At 68.1% G+C, this 17,833-nt stretch carries 17 protein-coding genes; 10 read left to right on the top strand and 7 right to left on the bottom strand.

Annotated elements, in window-relative coordinates; genetic code table 11:
- Positions 1-70: 70 nt before the first annotated feature.
- The 8 genes from OM960_RS07220 (at position 71) to OM960_RS07185 (ending at position 9,863) form a co-directional block, all read left to right on the top strand.
- Positions 71-793 carry a hypothetical protein gene (locus OM960_RS07220; protein WP_264771514.1) on the top strand — a complete coding sequence of 241 codons (723 nt, stop codon included), beginning with the start codon at positions 71-73 and terminating at the stop codon, positions 791-793.
- Entirely contained in the window at positions 790-1,230 is a 441-nt protein-coding gene (locus OM960_RS07215; RefSeq protein WP_264771513.1) for a GFA family protein, read from the top strand. Before OM960_RS07220 ends, OM960_RS07215 begins: the two co-directional genes overlap by 4 nt.
- Positions 1,227-5,765, top strand: coding sequence for a glutamate synthase large subunit (gene gltB, locus OM960_RS07210; protein ID WP_263335313.1), 4,539 nt, complete (start codon positions 1,227-1,229; stop codon positions 5,763-5,765). The genes OM960_RS07215 and gltB overlap by 4 nt, the downstream gene beginning before the upstream one ends.
- Before the next feature lie 214 nt (positions 5,766-5,979).
- Positions 5,980-6,924, top strand: a complete 945-nt coding sequence (locus OM960_RS07205) for a Hint domain-containing protein (protein ID WP_264771512.1) — start codon at positions 5,980-5,982, stop codon at positions 6,922-6,924.
- A 53-nt stretch (positions 6,925-6,977) separates the two neighbouring features.
- On the top strand, positions 6,978-7,724 hold the full coding sequence (gene mtgA / locus OM960_RS07200) for a monofunctional biosynthetic peptidoglycan transglycosylase (protein ID WP_432759513.1): 747 nt from the start codon (positions 6,978-6,980) through the stop codon (positions 7,722-7,724).
- A gap of 52 nt (positions 7,725-7,776) precedes the next feature.
- Positions 7,777-8,442, top strand: a complete 666-nt coding sequence (fzlA, locus tag OM960_RS07195) for an FtsZ-binding protein FzlA (protein WP_264771511.1) — start codon at positions 7,777-7,779, stop codon at positions 8,440-8,442.
- A 76-nt stretch (positions 8,443-8,518) separates the two neighbouring features.
- Positions 8,519-9,556 (top strand): tRNA epoxyqueuosine(34) reductase QueG, encoded by a 1,038-nt coding sequence (gene queG / locus OM960_RS07190; RefSeq protein ID WP_264771510.1) that lies wholly within the window; start codon positions 8,519-8,521, stop codon positions 9,554-9,556.
- Positions 9,557-9,668: 112 nt separating this feature from the next.
- Complete coding sequence (locus tag OM960_RS07185; protein ID WP_263335320.1) at positions 9,669-9,863, top strand: hypothetical protein; 195 nt, start codon at positions 9,669-9,671, stop codon at positions 9,861-9,863.
- A gap of 24 nt (positions 9,864-9,887) precedes the next feature.
- Here OM960_RS07185 and OM960_RS07180 read toward each other — a convergent pair whose 3' ends face one another.
- Positions 9,888-10,637, bottom strand: coding sequence for an ankyrin repeat domain-containing protein (locus OM960_RS07180; protein ID WP_264771509.1), 750 nt, complete (start codon positions 10,635-10,637; stop codon positions 9,888-9,890).
- Position 10,638: 1 nt separating this feature from the next.
- On the opposite strand from OM960_RS07180, the gene OM960_RS07175 reads away from it, so the two are divergent.
- A complete protein-coding gene (locus OM960_RS07175; protein WP_263335323.1) occupies positions 10,639-11,427 on the top strand; it encodes an ion transporter in 789 nt (262 codons plus the stop codon).
- A 6-nt stretch (positions 11,428-11,433) separates the two neighbouring features.
- On the opposite strand, the gene dxs is transcribed toward OM960_RS07175, so the two are convergent.
- From dxs to OM960_RS07145, 6 genes are all read right to left on the bottom strand, one after another.
- On the bottom strand, positions 11,434-13,350 hold the full coding sequence (dxs, locus tag OM960_RS07170) for a 1-deoxy-D-xylulose-5-phosphate synthase (protein ID WP_264771508.1): 1,917 nt from the start codon (positions 13,348-13,350) through the stop codon (positions 11,434-11,436).
- 82 nt (positions 13,351-13,432) lie between these two features.
- Positions 13,433-14,299 carry a polyprenyl synthetase family protein gene (locus OM960_RS07165; protein ID WP_264771507.1) on the bottom strand — a complete coding sequence of 289 codons (867 nt, stop codon included), beginning with the start codon at positions 14,297-14,299 and terminating at the stop codon, positions 13,433-13,435.
- Entirely contained in the window at positions 14,300-14,536 is a 237-nt protein-coding gene (locus OM960_RS07160; protein WP_263335328.1) for an exodeoxyribonuclease VII small subunit, read from the bottom strand. It lies immediately after the preceding gene.
- Entirely contained in the window at positions 14,533-15,465 is a 933-nt protein-coding gene (locus tag OM960_RS07155; RefSeq protein ID WP_264771506.1) for a histone deacetylase family protein, read from the bottom strand. The genes OM960_RS07160 and OM960_RS07155 overlap by 4 nt, the downstream gene beginning before the upstream one ends.
- A gap of 75 nt (positions 15,466-15,540) precedes the next feature.
- On the bottom strand, positions 15,541-16,260 hold the full coding sequence (locus tag OM960_RS07150; RefSeq protein WP_264771505.1) for a response regulator: 720 nt from the start codon (positions 16,258-16,260) through the stop codon (positions 15,541-15,543).
- Entirely contained in the window at positions 16,257-16,766 is a 510-nt protein-coding gene (locus tag OM960_RS07145) for a MarR family winged helix-turn-helix transcriptional regulator (RefSeq protein ID WP_264771504.1), read from the bottom strand. The genes OM960_RS07150 and OM960_RS07145 overlap by 4 nt, the downstream gene beginning before the upstream one ends.
- Positions 16,767-16,933: 167 nt before the next feature.
- Here OM960_RS07145 and OM960_RS07140 point away from each other — a divergent pair, with 167 nt between their 5' ends.
- Positions 16,934-17,803 carry a branched-chain amino acid aminotransferase gene (locus tag OM960_RS07140; protein ID WP_264771503.1) on the top strand — a complete coding sequence of 290 codons (870 nt, stop codon included), beginning with the start codon at positions 16,934-16,936 and terminating at the stop codon, positions 17,801-17,803.
- Positions 17,804-17,833: the final 30 nt, after the last annotated feature.

Raw genomic sequence — 17,833 nt, 5'->3', positions numbered from 1 at the left:
CCGTTTACCGGATCCGAGGATAGGTTAATCGGTCAGGTCCGCTGACCCGGAGGATGAAGGAAGTCTGAACGTGACACGGATCGGCGCGATCATCGGCCTCGGCGTCCTGGCGCTCGGCCCGGCCCTGCCGGCGTCGGCCGGCGGCAAGTTCAAGGCACCGGAGGGCTGCGAGGTCTTCACCACGGTCCAGCTTCGCGGCTGCCAAGTCTCGCAGCACTATCGCTGCGAGAAGGACCAGCCGGGCGACCAGTGGGCGGTCTATCTCGACCAGGACGGCCCGTTCTATGCCAGCCGCGTCGATGCCGAGACCCGCTGGGTCGAAAGCTACGACCTGACCACCGGCGAGCGCGACACGATTCTGTCGGAGGCCGATCCGGCCTCGTTCACCATGTTGCTCGCCACCGGGCGCGACGATTACGACTTCCGGATCAAGAGCTCGACCGGCGAGGTCCGCCATTACACCGGCTGGGACACGCTGACCGGCGAGGCGGTGACGATCGACGGCGTGGTGCTGGAGCGCACCCGGTTCGACCTGACCGCGGAGGCCGAGGACGGCACGGTGCTGTGGCACCGCTCCGGCCAGCAGTTCGTGCATCACGACTGGCGGCTCTTTTTCGCCGACCAGGAGACCTTCGAGGCCGGCTCCGGCGAGACCGAGAGCCGCACCGACACGCCGGTCGATTTCGCCTTTCCCGGCGACAAGGGCTTCCTCGCGACCGAGCCGAGCTACGACTGCAACATGACGATGACCGAGGCCGTGCTGCCGCTCGATGGCGAAGGATACCGGCAATGAGCGGCAAGACCCTGACCGGGCACTGCCTCTGCGGCGCGGTGACCGTCACGATGGAGCCGGCGAAGCCCGAGCTCAACGCCTGCCATTGCGGCATGTGCCGGCGCTGGACCGGCGGCGTCTTCATCGAGATCGACGCCCGGCCCGGCACGCTGACGGTGGAGGGGCCGGTGCGATCGTTCCGGTCCTCGGACTGGGCGGAGCGGGCCAGCTGCGCGACCTGCGGTTCGCCGCTCTGGTACCGGCTGACCGATCCGAAGGCGGATTTCCACGCCGTTTCGGCGGGGCTCTTCGACGATGCCGGGGGCTTCCCCCTGACCAAGGAAATCTATGTCGACCGCAAGCCCGGAGGCTTCGCCTTCGCCGGCGACCACCTGCGGCAGACGGAAGCGGAATTTCTCGCCTCGATCGGGCTGAGTGCAGAAGGAGAAGGCCAATGACGCGGTTCGATGCAGAGTGGATGGCGGCCGAGGAGGCCAAGCGCCAGTGGATGGCGGAGAACTCGCTCTACCGCGCGGAGGACGAGCATTCGTCCTGCGGCGTGGGCCTCGTGGTCTCGATCGAAGGCAAGGCCTCCCGCAAGGTCGTGGAGAACGGGATCGACGCGCTGAAGGCGGTCTGGCACCGGGGCGCGGTCGATGCCGACGGCAAGACCGGCGACGGCGCGGGGATCCATGTGCAGATCCCGGTCAAGTTCTTCTACGACCAGATCCGCCGCACCGGCCACGAGCCCGACATGAAGGCGCTGGTCGCGGTCGGCCAGGTCTTCTTGCCGCGCACCGATTTCGGCGCGCAGGAGAGCTGCCGCACGATCGTCGAGACCGAAGTCCTGCGGATGGGCTATTACATCTACGGCTGGCGCCATGTCCCGGTGAACACGGAAGTGCTGGGCGAGAAGGCCAATGCGACGCGGCCCGAGATCGAGCAGATCCTGATCAAGAACTCCAAGGGCGTCGACGAGGAGACCTTCGAGCGCGAGCTCTACGTCATCCGCCGGCGGATCGAGAAGGCCGCGGCGACCTCGGGGATCGCGGGGCTCTATCTCTGCTCGCTGTCGTGCCGGTCGATCATCTACAAGGGCATGATGCTGGCCGAGCAGGTCGCGGAGTTCTATCCCGACCTCAAGGACGAGCGGTTCGAGAGCGCCTTCGCTATCTATCACCAGCGCTATTCGACCAACACCTTCCCGCAGTGGTGGCTCGCCCAGCCGTTCCGCATGCTCGCCCATAACGGCGAGATCAACACGCTGAAGGGCAACCTCAACTGGATGAAGAGCCACGAGATCCGCATGGCCTCGGCGACGTTCGGCGAGCAGGCGGGCGACATCAAGCCGATCGTCGCGCAGGGCTCGTCGGATTCGGCGGCGCTCGATGCGGTCTTCGAGGTGCTGGTGCGCGCGGGGCGCTCGGCGCCGATGGCCAAGACCATGCTGGTGCCCGAGGCCTGGTCGAAATCGGCCGTCGAGATGCCGAAGGCCTGGCAGCACATGTATGCCTATTGCAACGCGGTGATGGAGCCGTGGGACGGGCCGGCGGCGCTGGCGATGACCGACGGGCGCTGGGTCTGCGGCGGGCTTGACCGCAACGGGCTCCGGCCGATGCGCTATGTCATCACCGGCGAGGGGCTCCTCATCGCGGGGTCCGAGGTCGGCATGGTGCCGGTCAACGAGGCCGGGGTGCGCGAGAAGGGCGCGCTCGGGCCGGGGCAGATGATCGCGGTCGACATGGTGGAGGGCAAGCTCTACCACGACGCCGAGATGAAGGACAAACTCGCGGGCGCGCAGCCCTACGCGGACTGGCTGTCGAAGGTCGTCGATCTCAACGCGATGATGCACGACGTGCCGGAAGTGGCGCTCTTCGAGGGCGCCGAACTGCGCCGGCGCCAGATCGCGGCGGGCTATTCGCTGGAAGAGCTCGAGCAGGTGCTGGCACCCATGGCCGAGGACGGCAAGGAGATGGTGGCGTCGATGGGCGACGACACCCCGGCGGCGGTGCTGTCGAAGACCTACCGGCCGCTGTCGCACTTCTTCCGGCAGAACTTCTCCCAGGTCACCAACCCGCCGATCGACAGCTTGCGCGAAAGCCGGGTGATGAGTCTCAAGACCCGGTTCGGCAACCTCAAGAACGTGCTCGACGAGGACAGCAGCCAGACCGAGATCCTGGTCTTGGAAAGCCCGTTCATCGCCAATGCCGAGTTCGACGAGATGGTGCGCCAGTTCGGCGCGAGCGTGGCCCATATCGACTGCACCTTCGCGGCGGGCGGCCAGCAGGACGCGCTCCGGCAGGGGCTGGAGCGGATCCGCGCCGAGGCCGAGGACGCGGTGCGCTCGGGGGCGGGGCATATCGTGCTGACCGACCAGCACCAGGGCGAGGACAAGGTGGCAATGCCGATGATCCTTGCGACCTCGGCGGTGCACAGCTGGCTGACCCGCAAGGGGCTCCGGACCTTCTGCTCGATCAACGTGCGGGCCGCCGAATGCATCGACCCGCATTACTTCGCGGTGCTGATCGGCTGTGGCGCCACCACGGTCAACGCCTATCTCGCGCAGGATTCGATCGCCGACCGCGTGCGGCGCGGCCTGATCGAGGGCACGCTGGTCGAGGCGATGCGGCGCTATCGCGACGCGATCGACGCGGGCCTTCTTAAGATCATGTCGAAGATGGGGATCTCGGTCATCTCCTCCTATCGCGGAGGCTTGAACTTCGAGGCCGTCGGGCTGTCGCGCGCGATGGTGGCGGAGTATTTCCCCGGCATGCATTCGCGGATCTCGGGGATCGGCGTCAGCGGCATCCAGCACAAGCTCGAAGAGGTTCATGCCAAGGGCTGGACCTCGGGCACCGACGTGCTGCCGGTCGGCGGCTTCTACAAGGCGCGCCGCTCGGGCGAGAAGCACGCCTGGGAAGCGCAGACGATGCACATGCTGCAATCGGCCTGCGACCGGGCGTCCTATGACCTCTGGAAGCAGTATTCGGCCGCGATGCGGGCGAACCCGCCGATCCATCTGCGCGACCTTCTCGACATCAAGGCTTTGGGCCGGCCGGTGCCGATCGAGGAGGTGGAATCGATCACCTCGATCCGCAAGCGGTTCGTGACGCCGGGCATGTCGCTCGGCGCGCTGAGCCCCGAGGCGCACAAGACGCTCAACATCGCGATGAACCGGATCGGCGCGAAGTCCGATAGCGGCGAGGGCGGCGAGGACCCGGCGCATTTCGTGCCCGAGCCGAACGGCGACAACCCCTCGGCCAAGATCAAGCAGGTGGCCTCGGGCCGCTTCGGCGTGACGGCGGAATACCTCAACGCCTGCGAGGAACTGGAGATCAAGGTCGCTCAAGGAGCGAAACCCGGCGAGGGCGGCCAGCTTCCGGGCATGAAGGTGACGAAGCTCATCGCGCGCCTGCGTCACTCGACGCCCGGCGTGACGCTGATCTCGCCGCCGCCGCACCATGACATCTACTCGATCGAGGATCTGGCGCAGCTGATCTACGACCTGAAGCAGATCAACCCGCGCGCCAAGGTGACGGTGAAGCTGGTGGCCTCCTCCGGCGTCGGCACGATTGCCGCGGGCGTGGCCAAGGCCAAGGCCGACGTGATCCTGATCTCGGGCCACAATGGCGGCACCGGGGCCTCGCCTGCGACCTCGATCAAATACGCGGGCCTGCCGTGGGAGATGGGCCTGACCGAGGCGCATCAGGTTCTCGCGATGAACAAGCTTCGCGACCGGATCACGCTCCGGACCGATGGCGGGCTGCGGACGGGTCGCGACATCGTCATCGCGGCGATGATGGGAGCCGAGGAATACGGCATCGGCACCGCCGCGCTCATCGCGATGGGCTGCATCATGGTGCGCCAGTGCCAGTCGAACACCTGCCCGGTCGGCGTCTGCACCCAGAACGAGGCGCTTAGGCAGAAGTTCACCGGCTCGGCCGACAAGGTGGTGAACCTCATCACCTTCTACGCCCAGGAAGTGCGCGAGATCCTCGCCCAGATCGGCGCGCGGTCCTTGGACGAGGTGATCGGGCGGGCGGATCTTCTGAGCCAGGTGAGCCGCGGTTCGGCGCATCTCGACGATCTCGACCTCAATCCCCTCCTCATCACCGTCGATGGCGCGGAGAAGATCGTCTACGACCGCTCGAAGCCCCGGAACGTGGTGCCGGATACGCTCGACGCCGAGATCATCCGCGATGGGGCGCGGTTCTTCGAAGACGGCGAGAAGATGCAGCTTTCCTATGCGGTGCGGAACACCCACCGCACCATCGGGACGCGGGCGTCGAGCCTCATCGTGAAGAACTTCGGGATGCGCAACGCGCTGCAGCCGGACCACCTGACGGTGAAGTTGACGGGCTCCTGCGGTCAGTCCTTGGGCGCCTTCGCGGCGCCGGGGCTGAAGCTCGAAGTGGCGGGCGATGCCAACGACTATGTCGGCAAGGGCCTCTCGGGCGGTCTCATCGTGGTCAGGCCGCCGATGGCCTCGCCGCTTGAGGCGTCGGAGAACACGATCATCGGCAACACCGTGCTTTACGGCGCGACCGACGGCTATCTCTTCGCCGCCGGCCGCGCGGGCGAGCGCTTCGCGGTCCGGAACTCGGGCGCGAAGGTGGTGATCGAGGGCTGCGGATCGAACGGCTGCGAGTACATGACCGGCGGCGTCGCGGTCATCCTCGGCCGGATCGGCGCGAACTTCGGCGCCGGCATGACCGGGGGCATGGCCTATGTCTACGATCCCGACGGCAAGTCCGAGGAGCTGATGAACCTTGAAAGCCTCGTCACCTGCGCGGTGAGCCACCCGCATTGGGAGGCCGAGCTCAAGGGGCTGATCGAGCGCCACGCGGCCGAAACCGGCAGCGTCAAGGCCAACCGCATCCTGCAGCACTGGGAGAGCGAGCGGGCGAACTTCCTGCAGGTCTGCCCGAAGGAGATGCTGGTCCACCTGCCGCATCCCCTGAGCGCGGACGCCGAGGCGGTTCCGGCCGAATAGGCGGGCGCGCCAAGATCATCGGGGCCGGGCGGAGTGCCCGGTCCCGTGCTTTCCGGCACGGCACTTTGCCGGAAACGGGTAGCGATGCCCGACCGAAAGTGGGGCTTTGGCAACACTTCCTTGACTTTCCTCCCGGATATTCCGTTGGACGCCGCGAGCGCTTATTCTCATCGTGACGGCAGTCGTGTTCGTAACGGTGGGAGGGGTCGGAAGAATGGCCACGTTCACTTTGACGGCGCAGGACGTGAACGGCGATCCGCTCCAGTCGGGCGGGAACATAAATATCGTCACCAACGCCTGGACGTCGCTGACCTTTACTGATGTCGACGGCAAGCTCGGCACGGTGCAGCCTGGCGAATATGTCTCGCTCGACGGCGGCACGACGCAGCTTACGTACGCGTTTCTCGGGTTCGGAAATGTCCGTGGCGATCCGACGCAGCAGGCGGGTTTCATCCGCGTCGATCTCGGTGACGGCACGTTTCTGACCTTCGCCATCGACATGAATGCCGATGCCGACGACACGCCGGATCTCCAGAACGGCAACACCCAGCTGAACATCGATGATCTCGTCGTGAGCCCTCCGGCGCCCTGGCCGGTGCCGCCCTGCTTCACGCCGGGCACGCTGATCGCGACACCCGACGGGCCTCGGAAGGTCGAGGAGATCGGCGTCGGCGATCTTGTGACGACCATGGATCACGGGGCGCAGCCGGTGCGCTGGGCAGGACGGCGGCGGGTCGGCGGCATGGACCGCTTCGCGCCGGTACGGATCTCGGAGGGTGTGCTTGGCAACCGCCGCGCGCTTCTGGTCTCGCCGCAGCACCGGATGCTGGTCAGCGGCTGGCCGGCCGAACTTGTCACCGGTGAGGGCGAGGTGCTGGCCGCGGCCGCGCATCTCGTCGGCATGCCCGGCATCGCTCGCGCGCCGATGGCTGAGGTCGATTACCTGCACCTGATGTTCGACCGCCACGAGATCATCTTCGCCGAGGGCGCGGCCACCGAAAGCTTCCATCCCGGCGAAGTCGTTCTGGAGAGCGACCGGGCGCTCAGGGAGGAGATCCTGGCGATCTTCCCCGAGCTCGCGACGGCCGCGGCGCGACGCCGTTCGCGCACGGCGCGTCCGGTGGCCAACGCGCGCGAGGCGCGGCTCTTCGTGGCCTGAGCTGGCGGGAATGGCTTGACCCCGGGGGGGCGGCCGTGGCTATGGTTCCGGCAATGGCGAAGGGCAGGTCAACAGCAGGGAAACCACCGCGGAAGGCGGCGCCGAAGGGCGCGGCAGCGGTTTTGGCGTTGACGCCGCGCGACCTTCTGCGCTGGGCCCGGCGCGGGGTTGCGGGCGTGGTCGGAGGGTTCCTGTTCCTGGTTCTCGCCTTCACCCTCATCAACCCGGTCATGACGCCCTACATGGTCGCCGAAAGCTGGCGCCGCGGCGGCATCGCCCGCGACTGGGTGCCGATCGAGGAGATCGCGCCGGAGCTGGCCCGCGCGGTGGTCGCGGCGGAGGACGCGAATTTCTGCCTGCACTGGGGCTTCGACATGCGGGCGATCCGCGCCGCGCTCGACGAGGGGTCGGGGCGCGGGGCCTCGACGCTCAGCCAGCAGGTGGTGAAGAACGTCTTTCTCTGGCAGGGGCGGAGCTGGCCGCGAAAGGCGCTCGAGGCGCTGATGACGCCGGTGGTGGAACTGGTCTGGACCAAGCGGCGGATCCTCGAGGTCTATCTCAACGTCGCCGAGACCGGGATCGGCACCTTCGGCGCCGAGGCCGGCGCGCAACGCTATTTCGGTGTTTCGGCAAGCGAGCTTGGCGCCGGGCAGGCGGCGCTGATCGCCGCGACGCTGCCCGATCCGAAGGGCCGCAACCCGGTCCGGCCCTCGGGCTTTCTGAAAAAGCGCGCCCGCGCCATCGGCGAGGGGGCGGCGACGATCCGCGCCGACGGGCGTTCGGCCTGTTTCGAGGATTGAACCGCCGGGGCCGCGCCGCTATCACCGGGGAGATTGCAACCGAGTTCAGCCCATGACCCGTCTTTACCACGTTCCGCTTTCGCCCTTTTGCCGCAAGGTGCGGCTGACGCTTGCGGAGAAGCGGATCGAGGTCGAGCTGGTCGAGGAGCGCTACTGGGAACAGGGGCCGGATTTCCTGCGCCGCAACCCGGCCGGCAAGATCCCGGTCCTGCGCCATGACGGGCGGGTGATGTCGGAAAGCCAGGCGATCTGCGAATATCTCGACGAGACCGTGCCGGAACCGCGGCTGATGCCGAAGGATCCCGACGCGCGCTACGAGGTGCGCAGGCTCTGCGCCTGGTTCGACGACAAGTTTCATGACGAGGTGACCTCGAAGCTCCTCTACGAGCGGGTCAACAAGAAGGTGATGGGGCTCGGCTATCCCGAGTCGAAGAACGTCAAGGCGGGCGCGACGAGGATCAAGTACCACCTCGACTACCTGAGCTGGCTGCTCGACCAGCGCCGCTGGCTCGCGGGCAACGAGATGACGCTGGCCGATTTCGCCGCCGCGGCGCATCTGTCGAGCCTCGACTACATTTCGGACGTCGACTGGAACCGCAGCCAGAACGTCAAGGACTGGTATGCCAAGATCAAGTCGCGGCCCTCGTTCCGGTCGCTCCTCGCCGACCAGGTGCCGGGCTTCCCGCCGCCGCCGCATTACGCGGATCTGGATTTCTGATCCCGGCCGCCGGGGGTTTCACACCCCCGGACCCCCGTGGAGTGTTTTCGGACAGAAAGTGAGCAGGAGCATGGATATGTCCGCGCTCAAGGCACGGATCGCGGCACGGGCGCTGGAGGAGGGATTCTCGGCGGCCGGGTTCTGCGCGCCAGGGGCGATCCCGGAGGCGGCGGCGCGGCTTTCGGCCTTCGTCGCGGCCGGCCGGCACGGGCAGATGGGCTGGATGGCGGAGCGCATGGGCTGGCGCGGCGATCCCGCGGCGCTCTGGCCCGAAGCGCGGACGGTGATCATGCTGGCCGAGGTCTATACGCCGGAGGCCGATCCGCGCGAGGTTCTGGCGGAGCGCGACCGCGGTGCGGTCAGCGTCTATGCGCAGGGCAAGGATTACCACGATCTGGTGAAGAAGCGGCTGAAGCGGCTCGGGCGCTGGCTGATCGAGGCGGCGAAAGAGGGGCCGGCACCGGAGATCAAGGTCTTCGTCGATACCGCGCCGGTGATGGAAAAGCCGCTCGGCCAGGCGGCGGGGATCGGCTGGCAGGGCAAGCACACCAATCTCGTCAGCCGCGAGCTCGGCAGCTGGTTCTTCCTCGGCGCGATCTTCACCACGCTCGACCTGCCGAAGGACATGGCCGAGGGCGACCATTGCGGCTCGTGCCGGGCCTGTCTGGACGCTTGTCCGACCGCGGCCTTTCCGGCGCCCTATGAGCTCGATGCGCGGCGCTGCATCTCCTACCTCACGATCGAGCACAGGGGCCCGGTGGCGGAGGAGTTGCGCGGCCTCGTGGGCAACCGGATCTATGGCTGCGACGACTGTCTTGCCGCCTGTCCGTGGAACAAGTTCGCGGCGGCGGCGCGCGAGATCGGCTACCAGCCGCGGGTCGGTGCGCCGGAACTGGCCGAGCTCGCCATGCTCGACGATGCGGGGTTCCGGGAGCGGTTCTCGGGCTCGCCCATCAAGCGTATCGGGCGTGACAGGTTCGTGCGCAACGTGTTGTATGCAATCGGAAATTCTGCTAATCTGGCGCTCTGGCCGGTGGCGGGGGCGCTTTGCGACGATCCCGATCCGGCCGTGGCCGACGCCGCGCGCTGGGCCGTCGCCCGGCTGGCGGAGTGAGGCCGGAGCGGGACTTAGGAGGGCATTGGGGGTGGTCATGTGGCCGATTCGGCCCCATGCTGGACTTCGCCCCGACGCCTGGGGGCAGACGAAACCGAAGGAGGAGGAGAGTATGAGCCGGCATGCCGTCGACCGTCGGAAATCACCCGAAGGTGGCCGTCTGAAGAACTATGTCGAGGTCGAGAAGACCCATGGCGAGGAAGGCACGCATCCCGCCACCAAGGCGCTGCACGAGCGCACCACCGAGCGCAACAACGATGCGAAGCTCCGCGAGTATCTGAGGATCGAGCGCGGCCACCAGGCCTGACGGGTCCAAGGCCGGACCGGGCGGTCACTCGGCCGTTCGGATCAGCCGGGCGATCGCGTCGAAGCCGCGGGCCTCGGCATGGGCGAGAGGCGTCGTGCCGCCGCGATCCGCGATCGCGGGATCGGCGCCCGCCGTGATGAGGGCTTGCACCACCGCTTGGTGGTTCTCCCCGCCGTCGCCGAGGATCACCGCCTCGATGAGCGCGGTCCAGCCGAGATTGTTAACATGATCGAGCGGCGCGCCCGCCGCGATCAGCCGGCGCACGACCTCGGCATGGCCGAGATGGGCGGCGGCGATGAGCGCGGTGCCGTCATAGGGGCTGGTCGTGAGCCCCGGATCATTGCCGAGCGCGATGGCGAGCGACATCAGGTCCGGGTCGTTCGCGACCGCGGCGATGGTGACGGTGTCGTAGGCGTCGGCATCGAGCGCGTTCATGTCCGCCCCGGCCTCGGCCAGCGCGCGGAGAGCTTCGTCCTGCGAGGCGAAGGCGGCGACATGGGCCGGGGTGCGGCGGCGGCCGTCGCGGGCGTTGACGTTCGCGCCCTGGGCGGCGAGGCGGCGGATCGTGGCGACATCGCCCTCTTGCGCGGCGCGGTGGAGCCCGTCGTAGGCGGCGATCTCGGCCGCCGAGGGCGCGGTCTGGGCGGCGGCGGGCAGTGCCAGCATCGCGAGTGCGAGGATCAATCCGAACATGGTGCCTCCTGTCGTTTCGGCGGTCTTGTCGGCCCGCCCGCCTGCGTCCATATGAGAGCCGAACAGGACGAGGGATACCATGATGACGCCGCGCGAACGAGTTTCGGCATTTCTTGAGACACCAACCGTGCGCAATGCGATCATCGGGGTGATCCTTTTCAACGCGGTGATCCTCGGGCTCGAGACCTCGCAGGTGGTGATGGCGCGGGCGGGCGGGCTTCTGCACCTGCTCGACACGCTTTGCCTGACGGTCTTCGTGGCCGAGATCGCGGCGAAGCTCTATGCGCGGCGGCTCGGGTTCTTCCGCAGCGGCTGGAACCTCTTCGACTTCGTCATCGTCGCGGTGGCGATGGCGCCGGCGGCACAGGGCTTCGCGGTCCTGCGGGTGCTGCGGATCCTGCGGGTGCTGCGGGTCATCTCGGTCACGCCGCGGCTCAGGCGCGTGGTCGAGGGCTTCATCTCGGCGCTGCCGGGGATGGGCTCGGTGTTCCTGCTGATGGGAATCATCTTCTATGCCGCCTCGGTGATGGCGACGAAGCTCTTCGGCGCGAGTTTCCCGGAGTGGTTCGGCACGCTTGGCCGGTCGGGCTACTCGCTCTTTCAGGTCATGACGCTGGAGAGCTGGTCGATGGGGATCGTGCGGCCGGTGATGGAGGTCTATCCGCTGGCCTGGGCCTTCTTCGTGCCCTTCATCCTGATGACCACCTTCGCGGTGATGAACCTCGTCGTCGGCCTCATCGTCAACTCGATGCAGGAGGCGCATGGCGAGGAGGAACACGCGATGACGGATGCCTATCGCGACGAGGTGCTGACCCGGCTCGCCGCGATCGAGGCGAAGCTCGATTCCAGCCGGATGGACCGGACCGGCTGAGGGGGCTCAGGCGCGCTTGGTCGCGACGCTCGCGACGCCGAGAACCTCGAGCACCTTGGCCTCGATCTCGGGCGCGTTCATGCCGGCGGTGGCGTACATGTCCTCGGGGCTCGCCTGGTCGATGAAGGTGTCGGGCAGGACCATCGAGCGGAACTTGTAGCCGCGGTCGAAGACGCCCTCCTCGGCGAGGAGCTGGGCGACGTGGCTGCCGAAGCCGCCGATCGCGCCTTCCTCGATGGTGATCAGCGCCTCGTGGTCGCGGACCAGCCGCAGGATGAGGTCGCGGTCCAAGGGCTTCGCGAATCGGGCGTCGGCCACGGTCGGCGCGAGGCCGCGCGCCGCGAGGGATTCGCGCGCCTTCAGGACCTCGGCGAGTCGGGTGCCGAAGGAGAGGATCGCGACGCGGCCGCCGGTCGCGACGATGCGGCCCTTGCCGATTTCGAGCGGCGTCCCGCGTTCCGGTATCTCGACGCCCACGCCGTCGCCGCGCGGGTAGCGGAAGGCGGAGGGGCGGTCGTCGATCGCGGCGGCGGTGGCGACCATGTGGACAAGCTCGGCCTCGTCGGCGGCGGCCATCACCACCATGTCGGGCAGGTTGGCGAGGAAGGCGATGTCGAAGGCGCCGGCATGGGTGGCGCCGTCGGCGCCCACAAGGCCCGCGCGGTCGATCGCGAAGCGCACCGGCAGGCGCTGGATCGCGACGTCGTGCACGACCTGGTCGTAGCCGCGCTGCAGGAAGGTCGAGTAGAGCGCGCAGAAGGGTTTAAGCCCCGCTGCGGCGAGGCCGGCGGCGAAGGTGACGGCGTGCTGTTCGGCGATGCCGACGTCGAAGCAGCGTTTCGGGAAGCGTTCGGCGAAAAGGTTGAGGCCGGTGCCGTCGGGCATCGCCGCGGTGACCGCGACGATCTTGTCGTCACGCTCGCCCTGCCGGACCAGCGCCTCCGCGAAGACCCTGGTGTAGGAAGGCGCGTTCGAGGGTGCCTTCTTCTGCTCGCCGGTGATGACGTCGAACTTGGCCGTGGCGTGGCCCTTGTCGGCGGCGCGCTCGGCCGGGCCGTAGCCCTTGCCCTTCTTGGTCAGCACATGGAGGAGGATCGGGCCGGTGGCGCGTTCATGCACCGTGCGCAGCACCGGCAGGAGCTGGTCGAGGTCATGCCCGTCGATCGGGCCGATGTAGGAAAACCCGAGCTCCTCAAAAAGAGTGCCGCCGATGGTCATGCCCTTCAGCATCTCCTTGGCGCGGCGGGCGCCTTCCTGGAAGGGCTCGGGCAGGAGGCTGATCGCGCCCTTGGCGGCGGCCTTGAACTCCTGGAACGGCGCGCCGGCATAGAGCCGCGAGAGATAGGCCGACATCGCGCCGACCGGCGGCGCGATCGACATCTCGTTGTCGTTGAGGATGACGAAGAGCCGCTTGCCGAGGTGGCCGGCATTGTTCATCGCCTCGTAGGCCATGCCCGCCGACATCGCGCCGTCGCCGATCACGGCCACCGCGTCGCCCGCCTCGCCGCCGAGGTCGCGGGCGGCGGCGAAGCCGAGCGCGGCCGAGATCGAGGTCGAGGAATGGGCGGCGCCGAAGGGGTCGTAGGGGCTTTCCGAGCGCTTGGTGAAGCCCGAGAGCCCGCCCTTCTGGCGCAGCGTGCGGATCCGGTCGCGGCGGCCGGTGAGGATCTTGTGCGGGTAGCACTGGTGGCCGACGTCCCAGATGATCTTGTCGCGCGGTGCGTCGAAGACCGCGTGCAGCGCGACCGTCAGCTCCACCACGCCGAGGCCGGCGCCGAGATGGCCGCCGGTGACCGAGACGGCCGAGATCGTCTCGGCCCGGAGCTCGTCGGCGAGGCGGCGCAGGTCGCGGTCGGAGAGCGCCTTGAGATCGGCGGGAACCGTCACGCGGTCGAGCGTCGGGGTGTTCGGTCTGTCACTCACTTGGGCGCCTGCTTGCGGTTTCCGGCCGGTTTAGACGGAATCGGGGCCGGGAACAATCGCCTTGGCCCGATATGGCCCGCGCTCAGGCGTCGCGGTCCACGACGAACCGCGCGGCCTCGCGCAGCGCCTCGGCCTTCGCGCCGTAGGGTTCGAGTGCCGCCTCGGCCTCGGCGACCAGCGCGCGGGCGCGGGCCTTCGCGGCCTCGAGGCCAAGGAGCGAGACGAAGGTCGCCTTGCCCGCCGCCGCATCCTTGCCGAGCGCCTTGCCGGCCTTCGCGGGGTCGCCCTCGACGTCGAGGATGTCGTCGGCGATCTGGAAGGCAAGGCCGAGCGCCTTGGCGTAGGCGGCCAGGGGCGCGGGGTCGGCCGCGGCGAGAAGCGCACCCGAGGTCGCGGCGAAGGCGATGAGCGCGCCTGTCTTGCCGGCCTGGAGTGCTGTGATCTCGTCGAGCGTCAGGGCGCGCGGCGCGGTCTCGGCGGCGATGTCGAGTGCCTGGCCGAGCACCATGCCCTCGGCGCCGGAGGCCAGCGCCAGCGCCCGGACCAGCGCGATCCGGCGCTCGGCGGGGCCGAGGGCGGGGTCGCAGAGAAGCTCGAAGGCGAGAGTCTGGAGCGCGTCGCCGGCGAGGACCGCTGTCGCCTCGTCCCATTTGACATGGATCGTCGGCTGGCCGCGGCGGAGATCGTCGTCGTCCATCGACGGCAGGTCGTCATGAACGAGCGAATAGGCGTGCAGAGCCTCGACCGCGGCGGCGGCGGGCATGGCGCCCTCGGCCGCGATCCCGTGCAGCGCCGCGCTTTCAAGCACAAGAAACGCCCGGAGCCGCTTGCCACCCTGAAGGGTGTAACGCATGGCCTGGACGACGGGCACCTCGGCCCGGCTCGCAAGGGCGGCGTCGAGCGCGGCCTGCACGCCCGCCTGTGCCGCCTTCAGACGATCTGGGAACACTCAGAGACCTTCGACAGGGGTGAGGCCGTTCGGCTGGCCGTCGGGGCCGAGCGTGATCTTCGCGACCTTCTCCTCGGCTTCCTTCAGCTTCTTCTCGCAATGGGCCTTGAGCTTCGCGCCCTCTTCATAGAGCGCGATCGACTTCTCGAGCTCGACATTGCCGGATTCGAGGTCGCGCACGACCGTTTCCAGCGCCTTCATCGCCTCTTCGAAGCTCATCTTCCCGATCTCGCTCATGCGCCCCGCTCCATCAGCACCTTCACATGCTGGGCGACCGAAGCGCCCAGCGCGTCGAGATCATAGCCACCCTCCAGGGAGGATACCACCCGGCCCGCGCAGGTCTCCTCGGTGAGGTCGCAGATCGCATGGGTGATCCAGGCGAAGTCGGCCTCGGTCCAGTTGAGGCCGGCGAGCGGGTCATCGCGATGGGCGTCGAAGCCGGCCGAGACGAGGATCAGCTCAGGCCTGAAGGCGGCGACGCGGGGCAGCGCCGCCTCCCAGGCCACGCGCATCTCGTGACCGCCCGAGCCGGGGCCGAGCGGAAGGTTGACGATCTGGCCATGCGCGCCGGTCTCGTCCGCCGCACCGGAGCCGGGATAGAGCGGCATCTGGTGCGAGGAGACGAACATCGCGCGCGGCTCGTCCCAGAGAAGATCCTGGGTGCCATTGCCGTGATGGACGTCGAAATCGAGCACCGCGACGCGGGACAGCCCGTGATGGTCGAGCGCGTATTTCGCGGCGATGGCGACGGTGCCGAAGAGGCAAAAGCCCATCGCCCGCGCTCGCTCGGCATGGTGGCCGGGCGGGCGCATCGCGACGAAGGCGTTCGCGGCCGCGCCCGAGAGCACCGCGTCGACCGCCGCCTCCGCCGCGCCGACGGCGCGCAAGCCGGCCTCGAAGGAAGCGGGCGCCATGAAGGTGTCGGGATCGAGCTGCGCCCAGCCGGTGCCGGGCGAGGCCTTGCGGATCAGGTCCAGATAGGCTGGCGTATGGCAGCGCAGCACCTCCTCGGCGGCGGCCAAGGGCGAAGTACGGCGGTCGAGCCCGGCGAATTCGGGATCGCGAAGCGCCGCGTAGATCGCTTCGAGCCGCTCGAGGCGTTCGGGATGGCCGGCGGGGGTGACATGGGCGAGTCCCGCCTCATGGGTGAAGAATGCCGTGCTCACCGGACCAGCCCTTTCATCTTGCTTCAAATATCCGCGCCGAAGGCCCGGCCGGCCGCGAGACCGGCCGGTCCAAGGTCATTCCGGCGCCAGCATGTAGCCCGCGCCGCGCACCGTCTGCAGGTAGCGCGGCTGTTTCGGATCGGCCTCGAACTTGCGCCGGAGCCGGGTGATCTGGACGTCGACCGCGCGTTCCTGGGCCTGGCCGCCGTCGCCCTTGCCGCCGCCGCCGCGGCCGAGATCCTCGACGAGCTCGGTGCGGCTCACCGGTTCGCCGGCGCGGCCGGCAAAGATCCGCATCAGCGCGGCCTCGGTCGCGGTCAGCCGCACCAGGCTGTCGCCGCGCCACATCTCGCCGCGGTCGACATCGTAGCGCACGTCGCCGAGATGCAGCACCTTCGGCGCCTTTGGCTCGGCCACCGTGGGAGTGCGGCGCAGGATCGCGTTGATCCGCAAGAGCAGCTCCTTCGGCTCGAACGGCTTGGCGAGGTAGTCGTCCGCCCCGGCCTCGAGTCCGGCGATTCGGTCTGCGGTCTCGCCGCGCGCGGTCAGGAGCAGGATCGGCGTCGTCATCTTCTCGCGAAGGTCGCGGGTCAGGCTCACCCCGTCCTCGCCGGGCATCATCACGTCCATGACGATCAGGTCGAAGTCGAGCCCCTTCAGGAGCCGCCGCGCATGGGCGGCGTCGCGCGCGGTCGAGACATAGAAGCCCTGACGGGCCAGGAACTTCTGCAACAGCCCCCGGATCCGCTCGTCGTCGTCGACGATGAGTAGATGCACGTCGTTCGGCGCGCTCATGCGGTGTGGTCCTTCATCGACTGGTAATGGCGGCGGATGTCGGGATCCATCATCGCCTCGAGCACCTGGCGGAACCCGGCCACGGCGGCCGGGCCGGCGGCGCGGTAGGCCGCGCGCATCCGGGCGCGCTGGGCGTCGGAGAGTTCGCGTTCCAGCATCGCGCCCTTCTCGGTCAGGTGGAGATGGCGTTCGCGCTTGTCGCGCCGGCCGACGCGGCTTTCGACGAGGCCGTCCTCCACCAGCGTCCGGAGCACCCGGTTCAGTGACTGCTTGGTCACGCCGAGCATCGTCAGGAGCGTGTTGACCGTCAGCCCGGGCTGGCGGTTGATGAAATGGATCGCCCGGTGGTGGGCGCGGCCGTATTCGTAGTTCTCGAGAATCCGGTCGGGATCGGCGGTGAAGGCGCGATAGGCGAAGAACATCGCCTCGATGCCCTTCCTGAGCTGTTCGTCGGTCAGGAACAGCAGGCTTTCGCCGCCTTGCGTTCCCGGGCTGCCCGCCGCCATTTCCGCGATCCTCTGTGTCTGTCGTCCGGTTCCCGCCGATTTTATGTCAGCTATGTTGACTTTCCAAGAATCAATTGCTAGCCGTTGCCGGAAATCGCGCAATATTATGTCCGCATCGGACTTATTGCGCGCAACATTTGGAAATCGGCGGGGCCGAGGAGGGCAAGATGGCTGGTGCCTATGACGATCGCGACGGCAAGATCTGGATGGATGGCAAGCTCGTGGAGTGGCGCGACGCGAAGGTTCACATCCTGACCCACGCGCTGCACTACGCCTCCTCGGTCTTCGAGGGCGAACGCTGCTACAACGGCAAGATCTTCAAGAGCTCCGAGCATTCCGCGCGGCTCTTGCGCTCGGGCGAGCTTCTCGACATGCCGATCCCCTATTCGGTCGAGGAGATCAACGCGGCCAAGGAAGCGGTGCTGAAGGCCAACGGCTGGGACAACGCCTATGTCCGCGCGCTGGCGTGGCGCGGGTCGGGCGAGGACATGGGTGTCGCGGCCAAGCGCAACCCGGTCCGGCTCGCGGTCGCGGCCTGGGAATGGGGCAGCTATTACGGCGACGCCAAGATGAAGGGCGCCAAGCTCGACATCGCCAAGTGGCGGCGGCCGGATCCGGCGACGATCCCCTGCGAGGCGAAGGCGGCCGGGCTTTACATGATCTGCACGATGTCGAAGCACGCCGCCGAGGCCAAGGGCTGTTCGGACGCGATGATGTTCGACTACCGCGGCTATGTCGCAGAGGCGACCGGCGCCAACATCTTCTTCGTCAAGGACGGCGAGGTGCATACGCCGAAGCCCGACTGCTTCCTCAACGGCCTGACGCGCCAGACGGTGATCGGGATGCTGAAGGACATGCAGGTCAAGGTGCATGAGCGCCACATCATGCCGGAAGAGCTCGAGAGCTTCGAGCAGTGCTGGCTGACCGGCACCGCCGCGGAGGTCACCCCGGTCGGGCAGATCGGCGACTATCACTTCGAGGTCGGCGAACTGACGAAGCGGGTCGCGAGCGAGTACGAGAAGCTCGTGCGGGCCTGAGGTGTGAAAGGAGGCGGGCTTTCGCCCGCC

Origin of the sequence: Defluviimonas salinarum (assembly GCF_026013545.1) — a bacterium.
GTDB classification, from domain to species: Bacteria; Pseudomonadota; Alphaproteobacteria; order Rhodobacterales; family Rhodobacteraceae; genus Albidovulum; species Albidovulum salinarum.
This window is presented reverse-complemented; position numbering and strand designations above follow the sequence as displayed.